The organism is Amycolatopsis sp. NPDC006125 (assembly GCF_040614195.1).
GTDB classification, from domain to species: Bacteria; Actinomycetota; Actinomycetes; order Mycobacteriales; family Pseudonocardiaceae; genus Amycolatopsis_E; species Amycolatopsis_E tucumanensis.
The window spans coordinates 23,247-37,981 of sequence record NZ_JBEXTZ010000055.1 but is presented as its reverse complement, the minus strand read 5'-3'; the positions used below and the strand labels follow the sequence as shown (position 1 = coordinate 37,981).

10 protein-coding genes are annotated in these 14,735 nt (G+C 72.2%); 4 read left to right on the top strand and 6 right to left on the bottom strand.

Features of this window, described 5'->3' with window-relative positions:
* Nucleotides 1-146 precede the first annotated feature (146 nt).
* The gene (locus tag ABZ193_RS25960) at nucleotides 147-2,156 is read right to left on the bottom strand and encodes a cytochrome c oxidase assembly protein (RefSeq protein ID WP_354711801.1); all 2,010 of its coding nucleotides are present in this window, start codon (nucleotides 2,154-2,156) and stop codon (nucleotides 147-149) included.
* A gap of 20 nt (nucleotides 2,157-2,176) precedes the next feature.
* Nucleotides 2,177-3,364: an MFS transporter gene (locus ABZ193_RS25955; RefSeq protein WP_237336289.1), complete on the bottom strand. Its 1,188-nt coding sequence runs from the start codon at nucleotides 3,362-3,364 to the stop codon at nucleotides 2,177-2,179.
* Nucleotides 3,365-3,430: 66 nt separating this feature from the next.
* Between ABZ193_RS25955 and ABZ193_RS25950 the strand changes: the two genes are divergently transcribed.
* A complete protein-coding gene (locus ABZ193_RS25950) occupies nucleotides 3,431-4,504 on the top strand; it encodes a LacI family DNA-binding transcriptional regulator (protein WP_237336290.1) in 1,074 nt (357 codons plus the stop codon).
* Nucleotides 4,505-4,696: 192 nt separating this feature from the next.
* A complete protein-coding gene (locus ABZ193_RS25945) occupies nucleotides 4,697-5,077 on the top strand; it encodes a peptidase inhibitor family I36 protein (protein ID WP_237336291.1) in 381 nt (126 codons plus the stop codon).
* Between the two features lie 256 nt (nucleotides 5,078-5,333).
* On the opposite strand, the gene ABZ193_RS25940 is transcribed toward ABZ193_RS25945, so the two are convergent.
* Nucleotides 5,334-7,151, bottom strand: a complete 1,818-nt coding sequence (locus ABZ193_RS25940) for a sugar-binding domain-containing protein (RefSeq protein ID WP_020418203.1) — start codon at nucleotides 7,149-7,151, stop codon at nucleotides 5,334-5,336.
* A gap of 196 nt (nucleotides 7,152-7,347) precedes the next feature.
* Here ABZ193_RS25940 and ABZ193_RS25935 point away from each other — a divergent pair, with 196 nt between their 5' ends.
* Nucleotides 7,348-7,596 (top strand): S1 RNA-binding domain-containing protein, encoded by a 249-nt coding sequence (locus tag ABZ193_RS25935; protein ID WP_237336292.1) that lies wholly within the window; start codon nucleotides 7,348-7,350, stop codon nucleotides 7,594-7,596.
* Nucleotides 7,597-7,871: 275 nt separating this feature from the next.
* Here the strand turns inward: ABZ193_RS25935 and ABZ193_RS25930 are convergent, their stop codons facing one another.
* Together ABZ193_RS25930 and ABZ193_RS25925 are read right to left on the bottom strand one after the other, a co-directional pair.
* A complete protein-coding gene (locus ABZ193_RS25930; RefSeq protein WP_354711799.1) occupies nucleotides 7,872-8,384 on the bottom strand; it encodes a DUF2087 domain-containing protein in 513 nt (170 codons plus the stop codon).
* Between the two features lie 1,192 nt (nucleotides 8,385-9,576).
* A complete protein-coding gene (locus tag ABZ193_RS25925; RefSeq protein WP_354711798.1) occupies nucleotides 9,577-10,329 on the bottom strand; it encodes a PP2C family serine/threonine-protein phosphatase in 753 nt (250 codons plus the stop codon).
* A 77-nt stretch (nucleotides 10,330-10,406) separates the two neighbouring features.
* Between ABZ193_RS25925 and ABZ193_RS25920 the strand changes: the two genes are divergently transcribed.
* Entirely contained in the window at nucleotides 10,407-13,538 is a 3,132-nt protein-coding gene (locus tag ABZ193_RS25920) for a BTAD domain-containing putative transcriptional regulator (RefSeq protein WP_354711796.1), read from the top strand.
* Here the strand turns inward: ABZ193_RS25920 and ABZ193_RS25915 are convergent.
* Nucleotides 13,526-14,701, bottom strand: coding sequence for an FAD-dependent monooxygenase (locus ABZ193_RS25915; protein WP_237336296.1), 1,176 nt, complete (start codon nucleotides 14,699-14,701; stop codon nucleotides 13,526-13,528). The genes ABZ193_RS25920 and ABZ193_RS25915 overlap by 13 nt on opposite strands.
* Nucleotides 14,702-14,735 lie beyond the last annotated feature (34 nt).

The following is a 14,735-nucleotide window of genomic DNA, read 5'->3' as shown; positions in this document are numbered from 1 at the left end:
TCACCGGCTTGAGATCAAGAGTGCACCGGGAACGAGCGATTGGGAGAGCGAAAGCGAAATCGGCCGAAATCTGTGGATGGTTTCGGGGCGTGTGGACAACTCGCCGGGCTGATCGGTCGTGATCCCGGAATTGTCGGTGGGCTGTGCTAGGGGCGCGGCTTGCCTTGGTCCGCCATCTGCTTGAGCATCGCGTTGTAGGCCGCCAGCTCCTGGTCTCCGCTGGCCTCCTCGCGGCGGTCCTTCCGCTTCGCCTCGCGCGCGTCGGCCCGCGACCACTGCACGAGCAACGCGATCAGCACCAGCAGCACCGGGACCTCGCCGGACGCCCACGCGATGCCGCCGCCGAGGCGCTGGTCCGCCAGCAGGTCGGACACCCACGGCAGGTGCAGCGCCCGGTAGAAGTTGTCGCCGATGATCGTCTGCTTCGACATCAGGATCACGCCGAAGAAGGCGTGGAACGGCATCGCGGCGAACATCATCCCGAGCCGGCCGAGGTGCGGCAGGCGCCGCGGAGCCTGGTCCACCCCGATCACCGGCCAGTAGAAGACGTAACCGGCGAGGAGGAAGTGGGCATTCATCAGAAGGTGTGCCCAGTGGTAGTTCAGCGCCGCGTCGAACAGGCCGGAGAAGTACAGCGCGTAGAACGAACCGACGAACAAGGCCAGCGCGACGATCGGATGGGTGAGCACGCGGGACACTGGTGAATGCACCGCGGCCAGCAACCACTCGCGCGGCCCCGGCGGAGCGTCCCGGCCCGCGACCGGCAGCGCCCGCAGCGCCAGCGTCACCGGCCCGCCCAGCACGAACAGCACCGGCGCGATCATCGACAGGAGCATGTGGCTGCCCATGTGCACGCTGAACATCGCGGGCGAGTAGCGCCCGATGCCGGACGACGTGGCGATCAGCAGCACGAAACACCCGGCCAGCCACGCCACCGTGCGTCCGACCGGCCACTCGATCCCGTTGCGCCGCAACCGCCGCAGGCCCGCCAGGTAGAGGACGGCCAGCACGATCGCCGCCGTGCCGTAGACGAGGTCGAAGCGCCAGTCGAACAACAGCCGGAGCACGGTCGGCGCGCCGGGCAGGTCATAGCCGATGAGCAGTTCCGTCGTCGACGGCTGGACGGCCTCCTGCGGCGGCGGGGTGCGGCCGAGCGCGGTGGCGATGCCGATCGTGACGAACATGATCAGGACCTCGACCGCGGCCAGCCGCAGCAACTGCCCGCCGCCCTGTCCGTCCACCACCGCGCGCACCCCGCGAGTCCGCTGCTGCTGTCCGAACACGCCGAGCACCAGCAACGCGACGACCTTCGCCACGACGAGCAGCCCGTACTCGGTGGTGAGCAGGTCGGACAGCGGCAGCCGGACCAGCGCGTTGACCACGCCGGACACGGCCATCACGATCCAGCAGACCAGCGCCAGCCGGGAGAAGCGGCGCGCCGCGAGCGACAGGTGCTCCCCGCGCCGCCACCCGAGCGCGAGGAGCGCGACCAGGCCGCCGACCCACAGCGAGGCGGCGATCAGGTGGTAGAGCAGGCTGTTCGTGGCGAGGTCGTGCGAGCCGCCGCTGGCCGAGTGGCCGGTCACGGCGACCGGGACGAGCCCGGCGACGGACAGCCCGAACAGCACCGCGGTCCAGCCCCACGACAGCGCCAGGCGGCAGCCGAGCACCAGCACGAGCGCGATGCCAGCCGTCCACAGCCAGGCCTTGGGCTGCTCGATCGCGTCCACCAGGTCCAGCAGGACCTGCGGCGAGAACAGCTCGGTGACCGGCTTGCCCGCCGCGTCCGCCGCGGTGAACAGGACCGAGGCGAGCGCGGCGAAGAACCACACCCACGCGGCGATCCCGGCCGTGCGCAGCGCCGCGTACCCGTCCCGCGCCAGCACGCCGGACTTCTGCGGCGGCACCAGGAACGTCGCGAGCAGGAGGGACCCGACGCACACGACCGACGCCGCGTCGGCGAGCACCCGGACCACGCCGACGCCGTACTGGGTCACGAGGCCCGGCTCGGGCAGGCCGGCGATCTGGTAGGTGGCCCCGCCCGACAGCGCGAGCAGCGCGACGGCCACCACCGCCGCCAGCAACCCGCACACCAGGAGCAGCGGGAGGACGCTCACCCGGCGCCGGGTCGCGGTCTCGGAAACTTCAGAGGGCACACGTCGAGGGTAGGCCCGCCTCAAACGGGGAGTTCGGCAGCGGTCCGTTCACGGTGACGTGCGCGACTCGCGCCGACCGCGGCCGGCGCGATGAGCGCCGCCAGAACCGCTACCAGCACGAACGAAGCGGACAACGAGGTCGCCTGTGCGATACCGCCGATCAGCGGCGGACCGGCCAGGAACCCGGTGTAGGCGACAGTGGTGACGAACGCGATCTCGCGCTCCCCACCGCTGCCGTCCGCGCGCTTGCCCGCCTCGCCCGCCAGGCTCAGCGCGACCGGGAACGCGGCGGCCAGACCCGTGCCGGCCAGCACGAACCCGGCGAAGGCCAGCGCGGCGACCGGGACGAGTGCGGAGACCAGCAGCCCGGCCGCGGCCACGACCGCGCCGATCGCGAGGGTCCGGGTGGCGCCGAGGCGGCGCTGCACCCACGCGCTGCCGAGCCGGGTGACAGCCATGGCGAGCGAGAACGCGGTGAAGGCGAGCGCGGCGGCGCCCTCGCCCGCGCCGTGCTCAGTGACCAGCAGCAACGCGGACCAGTCCGAGCTGGCGCCTTCGGCCATCGCGGAACACAGCGGCACCACGGCCAGCAGCCACAGCACCGGGCGCCGGGTGGGTGCGGTGGTCGCCGGCCGGGCGGCTCGTTCGGTCCGGGGCACCGCACGCGGCAAGCCGTGGTAGACGACCAGCATCACAAGCGCGGTCACGATGGCGGCGACCAGGAAGTGCCGCTCAGGTGACCAATGCTGCGCCGCGGCGAGCCCGGCGGCGGCGGACGCGACCAGCCCACCGAAGCTGAAACCGGCGTGGAAGACCGGCATGATCGCCTTGCCCGTGCGCCGCTCGACGCTGACGCCGCCGATGTTCATCGCCACGTCGAGCCCGCCGTTGGCGAAGCCGAGGCCGAACAACGCGACCGCGAGCCACGCCACCGAGCCGACCAGCCCGGTCAGCGACAGCACGACGCACGACAGCAGAGTCGCCACGAGCATCACGGCACGCGCGCCGAACCGCTCCGACACGCGGCCGGACAGCGGTGCCGCAAGCAGGAGCCCCGCGGTGCCGCCGAGCAACGCCAGCCCCAGTTCGCCCGGACTGGCTCCGACCTGCTCGGCGAGCGCGGGCACGCGCGGCGCCCACGACCCGTAAACCGCACCGTTGAGCGCGAAGACGACGAAGACCGCTACCCGATCACTGACCCCAATCACCCGTCCCACAATGACTTAAGCGCTTCAGAACGTCAAGCCGGTCGGTGATCGGTCTAGACTGCGGCGATGACCGGTACCCGTCGGCGCCGCCCGACGCTCGACGACGTCGCCGAAGCGGTGGGCGTCTCGCGGGCGACGGTGTCCAACGCGTACAACCGCCCGGACCAGCTGTCGGCCGAGCTGCGGGACGAAGTGCTGCGCGTGGCGAAGCGGCTCGGCTACACGGGTCCCAACCCGACCGCGCGCAGCCTCGCCACGCAGCGCTCGGGCGCGATCGCCTTCATGCTCGACACCGGGTTGTCGGCGGCGTTCTCCGATCCGGCGTTGTCGATCACGCTGGATGCGCTCGCGAGCCGGGTCGATCCGGAAGGGCACGCGCTGCTCCTCCTGCCGGGCGGACACGACGGCGGACCACGGGCGGACCGAGTGCTGGCGGCGCAGGCGGACCTCGCGGTCGCCTACTCGCTGGCGGACAACGCGCCGGCGCTGCGGGCGGTCAAGCAGCGCGGACTGCCGCTGGTGGTGATCGACCAGCCGATCGTGCCCGGGTCGGCGCGGGTGTCGACGGACGACCGCGGCGGCGCGACGGCCGCGGCCCGGCACCTGCTGGAGCTGGGCCACCGGCGGTTCGCGATCCTGTCCGCGCAGTGCCTGTCCGAGCCGCGCGGGGGCCCGTTGAGCGCGACGGAGGCGGCGCGGAGCCGGTTCCTGGACAACCGGGAGCGGCTCGCCGGCTACCTGGAAACCTTGGGGGCGGCCGGGATCGATCCGGACGCGGTGCCGATCTGGGAGGTGTCCGGACTGTCGCGGGAGGCGGCCATGCCGGGCGCGGCGGCGTTGCTGGACCGGGAGCCGACCGCGCTGCTGTGCATGTCGGACGAGCTGGCCCTCGCGGCGCTGGCCGTCGCCCGGCAACGCGGTCTCCGGGTGCCTGCGGACCTGTCGATCGTCGGGTTCGACGACACGCCGCCGGCCGCGTGGTCGGATCCGCCGTTGACGACCGTGCGGCAGGACCTCGTGCGCAAGGGGCAGCTCGCCGGGGAACTGGCGCTGCGCCTGCTCTCCGGACAGCGCGCGCCGAAGGCGACCACTTTGGACGTCGAACTGGTGGTGCGCGGTTCCACGGGTCCCGCCAAATAGCAGAGGTTTCGCCCATTCGGCAAGAACGAATTCGGCACCCTGTGGACAAGTGCGTTTCCGAGGCCCCGATCGGGTTAACGGAACCTACTTATCCACAGAAGTAGAAATCCCTGCTGACAGCCCTTCTCCCACCGGCCATTGTGGAGTCCGGAACCGCGCACCGCGGAGACCGACTCACAGGGGAGATGAGAAATGTTCGGGAATTTTCGCGCGTATCTGCCGAAGGCGCTCGTCCTGGCCGCGCTGGGACTGTTGACCGCGGGCGGCATCGCCGAGGCCGAGACCGCGCCGCCGGTCGGGTACGGCTGCGAGCAGGGCGAGTTCTGCGCGTGGTCCGAGGAGTTCTACGGCGGGTCGGTGCAGTTCCTCGACCTCCGCACGGCCAATCCCGGCGAGTGCATCCCGCTCAGCGGTGACGCGCGGTCGTTCGTGAACCGGCTGGACCGCGAGGTGACGGTGTACCAGGGCGAGGACTGCTCCACCGAAGGCGACTTCACCACGTACCCGGGTGGCGGGACGTTCGTGCCGCACGCGCCGTTCGTTGTGCGGGCGATCCAGATCTGGGACTACTAGGCCGCGCCGCCGCAGACGAGATCGCCGTTCGCCCGCTCCTGGGGACGTGAGTCCGGGCTGGCGGCGGTCCGGGAACCGCTTCCCCGCGGTTCCCGCCCGCGGGCGCGTCGCGGGCACACGGCGCGCCCGCGGGTCACCACTGAAGGTTCTCGCCCACGGGCCGAGGTACCAGCCGTGGTCTCGCGCTCCCGCTTGGTGCCGAAGATCGTCGGCAACACAAGACCGGGATGGTGACACCACTCGAAGGTCCCGGCTGTCAGCTGCGCTCCCGGTAGGGGTTCAGTTCTTCCGGGGGCACGGCCGCGGCAGGGCGAGTGAGGATGGCTCGTACCCGGGCCGGATCGATCTTGGGCACGCGTCCGGCGGTGAGCAGGCCGTTGCGTTCCTGCTCGGTGTCGGTCAGCTGGGTGTAGCAGAAGCCGGCGAGGTCCGGCGACGAGAGGACCGCGGTGACGAGCTGGTCCAGCCGGGCGGCCAGCTCCTCGTCGTCGGTCACCGTCGAGTAGCCGAACCACTTCTCGTCCTCGGCGGGAACGTGGGAGAGGCCACCGAACTCGGTCAGCATGACGGGGCGGTCCGTCGTGGTGTCGTCGAGCAGGAGGCGGCGACCACCGGGCCGGCCGTCGGACAGGGCACGGCGCAATTCGGCACCGTACCGTGTGGACAGTGCCTCACCGGTCGGGGCGTAGTCGTGCACGCCGATGATGTCGGCTTCCGGGATTTCCCAGCCGTCGTTGCCGATGACCGGGCGGCTGGGGTCGATGCTCTTGGTGAGGTGGTAGATCGAGCGCACGAAGTGGGTTTGCCCGGGTGCCGTGGCGACGTCGGGAACGCCCCAGCTCTCGTTGATCGGCACCCAGGTCACGATGCAGGGGTGGCTGCGGTCCCGGCGCAGGATCTCCAGCCACTCCCGGGTGAGCCGCTCGACGGCTTCGGGCGCGAACTCGTAGGCGTTCGCGGTCTCGCCCCAGACGAGCAGGCCGAGCTTGTCGCACCAGAAGAGGAACCGCGGATCCTCGGCCTTTTGGTGCACGCGGACGCCGGTGAAGCCGAGTTCCTTGATGAGCTCGACCTCCCGGCGGAGTGCGACCGAGTCCGGCGCGGCCAGGTGCGACTGCGGCCAATAGCCCTGTTCCAGGACCATTCGCGGGTAGTAAGGGAGGTGGTTGAGGAGGAAGCGGCCGTCGGCCACGCCGACCTCGCGCAGACCCAGATAGCTGCTCACCGTGTCGGACGGCACTTCCGCGGCGTGCAGTTCGACCGACGCATCGACGAGCACCGGGTTCTCCGGCGACCACAGCAGGCGGGACCGATCCTGACCGTGCCGCAGCGCGGGCACGGCGATGTCGAACCGGAACCGCCGCCGGTCGACGCGCACGGACTGCTCGGCAAGGATCTCGTCGCCGTGCCGCAGCACCACGCGGATCGTCACCGCTTCGCCGGGCGTCGCGGAAAGCTCGCCCTCACAAGAGACCGATGCGCGGGTGAGTTCGGGAGTCCAGTGCAGTTCGCGAAGGTGGAGTGCCGGGACGACCTCCGCCCACACCGGCTGCCAGATCCCCGTGGTGCGGTGGTACCAGATGTCGTGCGGCTCCGGGTGCCAGTCCTGCTTGCCCCTGGGCTGGGTGCCTTCGTCCGGGCGGTCTTCCGCGCGCAGGACGATCACTTGCGGACCGTGGGGCCGCAGAGCCGCGGTGATGTCGAAGGAGAACGGCGTCTGCCCGCCTTCGTGGCTGCCGAGGTGGATTCCGTTGATCCACACCGACGCCGCGTAGTCCACGGCGGCGAAGTGCAGGACGAGCCGGTGGCCGTCGGGGATCGGCGGGGCGTCGAACTCACGCCGGTACCAGACCACGGTGTGCGGTTCGGTCGCGTGCACGCCGGAGAGTTCCGACTCCGGCGGATACGGGACGGTGATCGTCCGGTCGAACGGCTCGGTGGCGGTGAACCAGTGGTCGGCGAGGCCGCGATCGTCGTCGTCGAAGGCGAAGCCCCAGGCGCCGTCCAGGTCGAACCACTCGGACCGGACGAGTTGTGGTCGTGGGCAAAGTCGGTCCGGGTCGGCGGCGATCATGCCGGAAACCCTACGACAGGAAGGACTGTTGAGCATGACCCCGTGAGCTGTTAACTTCGACGCCGTGACTGCCGGGTCGGCCTTGCGCCGCGCACAGACAGGACTCCCGGCCGCGCCGTGATCACCCGGCGGGCCCGCGGCCCGCCACCTCCTGCGCTCTCCCCTTCTCTGGGACGAAGCGAAAGGAGGTGATCACATGTCCCAGTACCAGGTCTCGCAGGCCGTGTGGCGCGATTTCCTCGCCCAGCACGCGAATGGCGGAGTCATCACCGCGACCGTGACGCGAGTGGTTCCGTTCGGCGCCTTCGTCGAACTGCCGCCGGGCGTTCCCGGGCTGTTGTCCCGGCCCGCCTGGACCGCGGAAGCGGAAGCCGGTGAACGGGTCGATGTCCGCATCGCGAGCCTCGACGTCGAGAACCGGCGCGTGAGCGTGGTTCCTGCGTGATTGACACGGTGTGATCGACAGGGTGCGGGGGCAGAATGGCGCTGCCCCCGCACTCTCCGCAGCCTAGCGAGCGCTCCAGCCCTGGGACGCCGCCGTTTCGGCCCTGTCGCGCCGCGCGCTGCCGGGGCGGCCGGACCGCGCCGACCCGATCGAGCAGCCGCGCCGACGTGCACCTGGAGCCGAGCCGTGCGCGGCAACGGCCAGTTGTGGGCAAACCACAACGCCAAACTCGCCGGGTCAGCGGCTCAAGCCGGCGTTCGTTATGGCCGAGCCGCTCAGACGTGAGCGCGACGGCCGTCGTTCTCGGGGTTGGGCCGGGCTTCGGCGGGGCGGCCGTATGCGCGGCCGTCGTTGCTGCGCTGGAGGAGCCCGGCGTCGACGAGGTAGCGGCGAAGCGCGGCATGGTCCTCGTAGATCGCGGCGAGCTTCGCGCGGACCTCCGGCTCGGTGTAGACCCGGCCGGGCTCGAACTGCTCGGCGAGTTTCTCGAGCAGGGCCTGGCGAAGCTTGCCCGGACGAGGAATGGTGGTGAGCCGGCCGCGGCTGAACAGCGCTTCGAGCGGATCGCTCGGCGGCTTGGCGAGCGAGTCGCGGAAAGCTTGCGGCACTGCCCGGTACCGATCCCCGTCGACGGTGACGATCCCAGCCGAAACGAGGCGCTTCGCAAGTTTCGCGGTATGCCGATCCCCCGCGACCGGTAACCCGTCGTGCGAAGTGCAGATCCGGGCGAAGAGCATCAGGCGTTCAGGGTCCGCCAGCGCGGAGACCAGCGCTTCCGGTGAGGCCATGGCTCAGACCGTACCCGCGGCCGACGCCCCCGCGAACCAGTTTTCAAGATCCGAACCGGTACGCCGCCGGGCCGACCTGGCACGCCCACCACGAGGTAGCGCACCCCACCAAGGGTGCGCGTCGCCGCCGGGCGGCGAAGCCCACCTCGGAGGGCACACCCGCCGGAAGGCGGGCCGCCGCCCGGGTGGAAGAACCAGCGGCGTTCGCAGAGCGCGCGACCAGCCTCAGCCGGCGCGCGCAGCCGCCGCCCGCTGGAACAGCCCTCCACCGGCGCGCGACTCCGCAGGCCTGACCAGCCTTCGCCGGCGCGCCGGCCGACCCGAGCGACTAGCCCCCATCGGGCCCATCGGCCCTAGCCAGCCGCATCAGCCGCATCAGTCCCAACCGACCGTGTCAGCCCTAACCGACCACCTCAGCCGGGTCGGCCCATCGGCCCTAGCCAGCCGCGCCAGCCCCATCAGTCCCAGCCGACCGTGTCAGCCCTAACCGACCACCTCAGCCGGGTCGGCCCATCGGCCCTAGCCAGCCGCGCCAGCCCCATCAGCCCTAACCGACTACGCCAGTCCTAGCCGACCACGTCAGCCGGTCGCGTCTGCGTCACCACGCCTGCCGAGCCAGCCACGCCGGCCTCAGCCGGCCATGCCGCCGCGTCCGACATGTCGGCGTCAGCCGGCCGCGTCCATGACCGCCACACCGGCCCCAGCCAGTCACAGCGGACCGAGCAGCCACGCCGCCCGCGTCACGTCGGCCTCAGCCGGCCGCGTCCGCGTTCGCCACACGGGACCGAGCCAGCCACGTCGGCCCAATCAAGCCACGCCGACCCCAGTTAGCCACGTCGGCCTCAGCCGGCCGCAGCCGGACCGCGTCCGCGACGCCTGCCCGAGCCAGCCACGCCGACCCAACCAAGCCACCCCGGCCCCAGTTAGCCACGTCGGCCTCAGCCGACCGCGTCCGCGACCCCTACCCGAGCCAGCCACGCCAGCCCGACCAGCGACGCCGGACCGAGCAGCGGCCTCAGCTGGCCACGCCGCCGGCGTCGGAGACGTCGGCCTCAGCCGGCCATGCCGCCCGCATCGGATAGGTCGGCCTCAGCTGGCCACGCCGGATCGAGCCAGCCATGCCAGCCTCAGTCGGCCACGCCGCCCGCATCGGATACGTCGGCCTCAGCCGGCCACGCCGCCCGCGTCGGCCTCAGTCGGCCGCGTTCGCCTCCGCCACGTCGGCCACGATGCAGCTGATGTTGTCCGGTCCGCCGCCTGCGTTGGCCAGCTCCACGAGCCTCTGGACGGCCTCCTCGGGGGTCGGCACCGTCGTCAGCACCTCCGTCAGCTGCTCCGGCGTCGCGACGTCGGAGAGGCCGTCGGAGCAGATGAGGTACCTGTCGCCGGGCCTGGCGTCCACCACGAAGAGGTCCGGTTCGGGCTCGCCGGCGCCCTGGAGCGCCCTCGTCAGCACCGAACGCTGCGGGTGGCTCATCGCCAGCTCCGGCGAGATCCGGCCCTGGTCCACCAGCTCCTGCACCACCGTGTGATCACGCGTCACCTGCGTCAGCTCGCCCTCGCGCAGCCGGTACGCCCGCGAGTCCCCGACGTGGGCCACCGCGAACGACGTGCCGTCCCAGGCGAGCACCGTCAGCGTGGTGCCCATGCCCTGCAGCCGGCTGTCCTCCTCGACCTGGGCCCGCAAGCGGGCACCGGCGTCGGCCACGGCGGCCGCCAGCGCCTCCACGTCGGCCTTCGCGGACTCCGCCTCGAGGCGCTCGTCCAGGGCGGCGATCGCGGCGACCGCGCCCGAACTGGCGACCTCACCGGCGACGTGACCCCCCATCCCGTCGGCGACGGCGAGCAGACGCGGACTGGTGTAGACCGAGTCCTCGTTCGCTTCGCGTCGCTGCCCGACGTCGGAAGCCACGGCGTAGGAAATCGTCAGCGGCCCAGGTTCCATGAGTGAAGTAAAGCAGCGGCCCGCGAACCGCGGCACAGCCTCACCCCGTCCGGCGCGCCATGCGCCACAATCGCGGGGTGTGGTTCGCCGTCCTGGGTCCTGTCGAGGCGCGCTCCGCGGCCGGCGACCCGGTGCCCCTCGGCGGGCCACGGCCACGGTCCCTCCTCGCGCTCCTGCTGCTCGACGCCGGTCGCGTCGTCGGCACGGACCGGCTCGTCGACGGCCTCTACGGCGACCACCCGCCGGGCGACGCGGCCAATGCCCTGCAGGCCCAGGTGTCCCGCCTCCGCCGCAAACTCGGCGACCAGGCCCGCATCGAATCCCACCCCGCGGGCTACCGCCTCGCGGTCGAACCGGACCAGGTCGACCTCCACCGCTTCACCCGCCTCGCCCGCGACGGGCGCCAAGCCCTCACCACCAACGAGCACGCCCGCGCCGCGAAGCTGCTACGCGAAGCCCTGGACCTCTGGCGCGGCCCGGCCCTCGCGGACGTACGCGACGCCCCCTTCGCCGAAGCACAGGCCGCGCGCCTCGACGAGTTGCGCGTCGCCGCCGTCGAGGACCGCGCCGAAGCCGACCTCGCCATCGGCGAATCCCGCGCGGTGATCGGCGAACTCACCGAGCTGTGCGCCGCGCACCCCCTGCGGGAACGGCCCCGCGTCCTGCTCATGCGCGCGCTCGCCGCCAACGGCCGCCAAGCCGAGGCGCTCACCGTCTTCGCCGACGCCCGGCGCGTGCTCGTCGACGAACTCGGCGCCGACCCGTCCCCGGAACTCGCCGCCGCGCACCTCGCCGTGCTGCGCGCCGAGCCGCCGCCCGAACCGCCGAAGATCCCCGCCCAGCTCACCACTTTCATCGGCCGCGAACCGGAACTGGCCCGCATCGCGGGCCTGCTCGAGGCCGGGCGCCTGGTCACCCTGACCGGCCCCGGCGGCGCGGGCAAGACCCGTCTGTCCATCGAGGCCGGTGGCCGTGCCGACGGCGAAGTGTGCTTCGTGGACCTGTCCCCCGTCACCAGCGGCGCCGACGTCGCCCAGGCCGTCCTCACCGCGCTCGGCCTGCGGGAGACCGGCCTGTTCCCCACCGGCGGCGCCCCGCCGGACCCGGTCGGGCGCATCGAGGTCGCGCTCACCGACCGGCGCCTGCTGCTGATCCTCGACAACTGCGAGCACGTGATCGCCGACGCCGCGAAGCTCGTCCACCGGCTCCTCTCGTCGAGCCCCGGGCTGCGGGTGCTCGCCACCAGCCGCGAACCACTCGGCATCACCGGCGAGGCGCTGTGCGCGGTGCCGCCGCTCGCGTCCCCGCCGCACGGCAGCGGCGCGGCCGAGGCCACCGGCTACGAGTCGGTGCGGCTGTTCACCGAACGCGCCGCCGCCGTGCGGCCCGGGTTCCGCCTCGACGACGACTCGGCCGAGCGGGTGCGGCGGATCTGCGAGGCGCTCGACGGACTGCCACTGGCCATCGAACTCGCCGCGGCGCGCCTGCGGACCCTGCCGCTGGACCAGCTCGAAGCCCGCCTCGACGACCGGTTCCGCCTGCTGTCCAAGGGCAGCCGCACCGCCGCGCCCCGCCACCAGACGCTGCGTGCCGTCGTCGGCTGGAGCTGGGACCTCCTCACGCCGGACGAACAGAACCTGGTGCGCCGCTTCGCGATCTTCGCCGGCGGGGCGACGGTGGACGCGGTCGCGAGCGTGTGCGGACTGTCCGAACCGGACACCGAAGACCTCCTCGACAGCCTTGTCGACAAGTCGCTCATCGAGTTCTCCGGTGAGCGCTACCGGATGCTGGAGACGATCCGGGCGTTCAGCGCCGAGCGGCTGGACGAATCGGGCGAACGGGACGCGGTGGCCAGGGCGCACGCCGGGCACTTCCTCGCCCTCGCCCAGACCGCCGACCCGCACCTGCGCCGCACCGAGCAGATCGAGTGGCTCGCCCGCCTGACCGCCGAGCGGGCGAACCTGCACGCGGCACTGCGCTGGGCGGTCGAGTCGGACACCGCGCTGGCACTGCGACTGGTCGGCGCACTGTCCTCGTACTGGCGTCTGCAGGGCGTGCGCACGGAAATCGCGCCGCTCGCCGCGCGGCTGCTGGCCAACCTCGGCCCGGAACCGCCCGCCGACCTGGCGGAGGAGTACGTGCTGTGCGTGCTCAACGCCGCGCCCGCCGAACCACCCGGTCTCGACGAACACCTGCGGCGGGTCGATTCGATCGTGCCGTCGCTGCCGTGGCCGCTGCGTCAGCCGTACCTGCTCGTCTACTGGGCGCTGTTCGCCGGCCCGCCCAGCCCGGCGCGGCGGCCGAACGAGCTGGAACAGGCCATGGTCGACGACGACGATCCGTGGTTCCAGGCGCTGGTGCACTTCTCGACGAGCTACCTGCGCCTGTTCAACGGTGACAGCGCGGGCGCCGAAGAGGCGTTCGCCAGGTCGCTCGAGCTGTTCCGGCAGATCGGCGACCGGTGGGGCACCGCGCAGGTGCTCGACGGGCTCGCCGAGCTCGCGGACCTGCGGGGTGACCGGGACCGGTCCGCCGCGCTCGTCGACGAGGCGATGGACCTGCTCGGGCAGCTCAACGCGACGGAGGAGCTGGCCGAGCTGTGGGCGCGGCGGGCGGACCGGTTGCTGCGCGACGGCGACCTGACCGACGCCGAAACCGGTCACCGCCACGCGGCGGACCTCGCGCGGCGTGCGGGCGCCTCGACCCTGCTCGGCCTCACCGAGCGCGGGTTCGGCGAGCTGGCCCGGCGTCGCGGGGACTTCGCGCAGGCCAGGGTGCACTTCGAGCGGGCGCTGGCCACGCTGGGCACGGACTGGCAGAGCGACGCGGCGAGCGCCCGGACCCTCACGGCGATGGGCAGGCTCGCCGAGGCGACGGGCGACTGGCCTGAGGCGCGGGCACGGCACCGGCAGGCGCTGGACATCACGCTGGCGCAGCACTTCCGGACCGACATTGCGGACGCGCTGGAGGGCCAGGCGGGGATGACCCTGCTCGACGGCGATCCCGAGCGGGCGGCCGAGCAGCTGGGGATGGCGGTGGCGCTGCGGAGCGCCGCCAGGCCGCACGACCAGGACGTGGCGGCGGTGGCGGCCGGCTGCCAGAAGCTGCTGGGCGCCGACGCCTTCGCAGCCGCCTACGACCGCGGCGCCGCCATGTCCTTCGAGGAGATCGCCGAAACCCTCAGCTCCCCGGAGCCTCAGATCCCGTAGTCCTTCAGCTTCAACGTGTTCGCCGCCTTCAGCGTCATCTTGTCGAACACCCCGGAGAACACGCGGGTCGTCAGCATCCGGTGCGACTGGTTCCGCAGCCACAGACCACGCGCGGTGCGGGGCGCCAGGAACGGGCCGGTGCCCTTCGCCTGCTTCGCGCCCGCCTCGGCGGCCGGGCGAACCTCCGACTCGTACCGCTCGAAGGCCACCGCGTGGTCCCCGCCCGCGGCGGCCAGCTCGCCCGCCAGCACGTACGCCGCCATCATCGCCAGGCCCGTGCCGCCACCGCCGGGCCCCACGCCCCAGCCCGCGTCGCCGACCAGTGCGACCCTGCCGCTGGTGTAGCGCGGCAGGTACACGTGCGCCAGCTCGTCGAAGTACAGGTCGTCGGCGTCGCGCAGGGCGTCCAGCAGGCGCGGGACCTCCCAGCCGACCCCGGCGTACACCGACGCGATCAAACGCTTCACCTGGTCCTCGTCCTTGCGGTCGTAGGTCAGGCCGTCGGCCGCGAAGACGAAACCGATGCTCGCGGGGCCGTCCGGGTCCTGCGCGGCGTACGTCACGCCGCGGCCGAGCACGTTGTAGATCAGCCCGGTGTGGTCGAGCCGCAGGTGGTTCGGCGCGCTGAACCCCGCGCACGCGTACCCCATCTCGGTGCGGAACCGCGACTCCGGCCCGAACGCCAGCGCCCGCACGCCCGAGTGCAGCCCGTCGGCGCCGATCACCAGGTCCACGGTCCGTGGGGCGCCGTGGGCGAACGTCACCTCGACACCCGAACCGGTCTCCGTCAGCGACGTGATCCAGTCGCCGAAGACGTACTCCGTGCGGTCATTCGTCGCCTCGTACAGCACTCGGCTCAGGTCGCCGCGCTGGATCTCGACCTCACCGCTGATCATCGAGGACGGCAGGCTCGCCACGCGCTTCCCGGACGCGTCCAGGATGTGCTGCTCCCCCATCGACGTCTGGTGCGCGCGGATCTCCTCCAGCAATCCCATCCGCCGCAGCACCGCCACCTGCTCGCCGCGGAAGTCCACGGCCTGCCCGCCCTCCCGCAGGGCGGGCGCCCGCTCGACCACGGTCGTCGCGTAGCCAAGACGGTTCAGCCAGAACGCGGTGGACGGGCCGGCGATGCTCGCGCCGGAGATCAGCACTGTCCTACTCATCGAAGCACTCCTCGAACTCGGTTGCCCCGAGCTT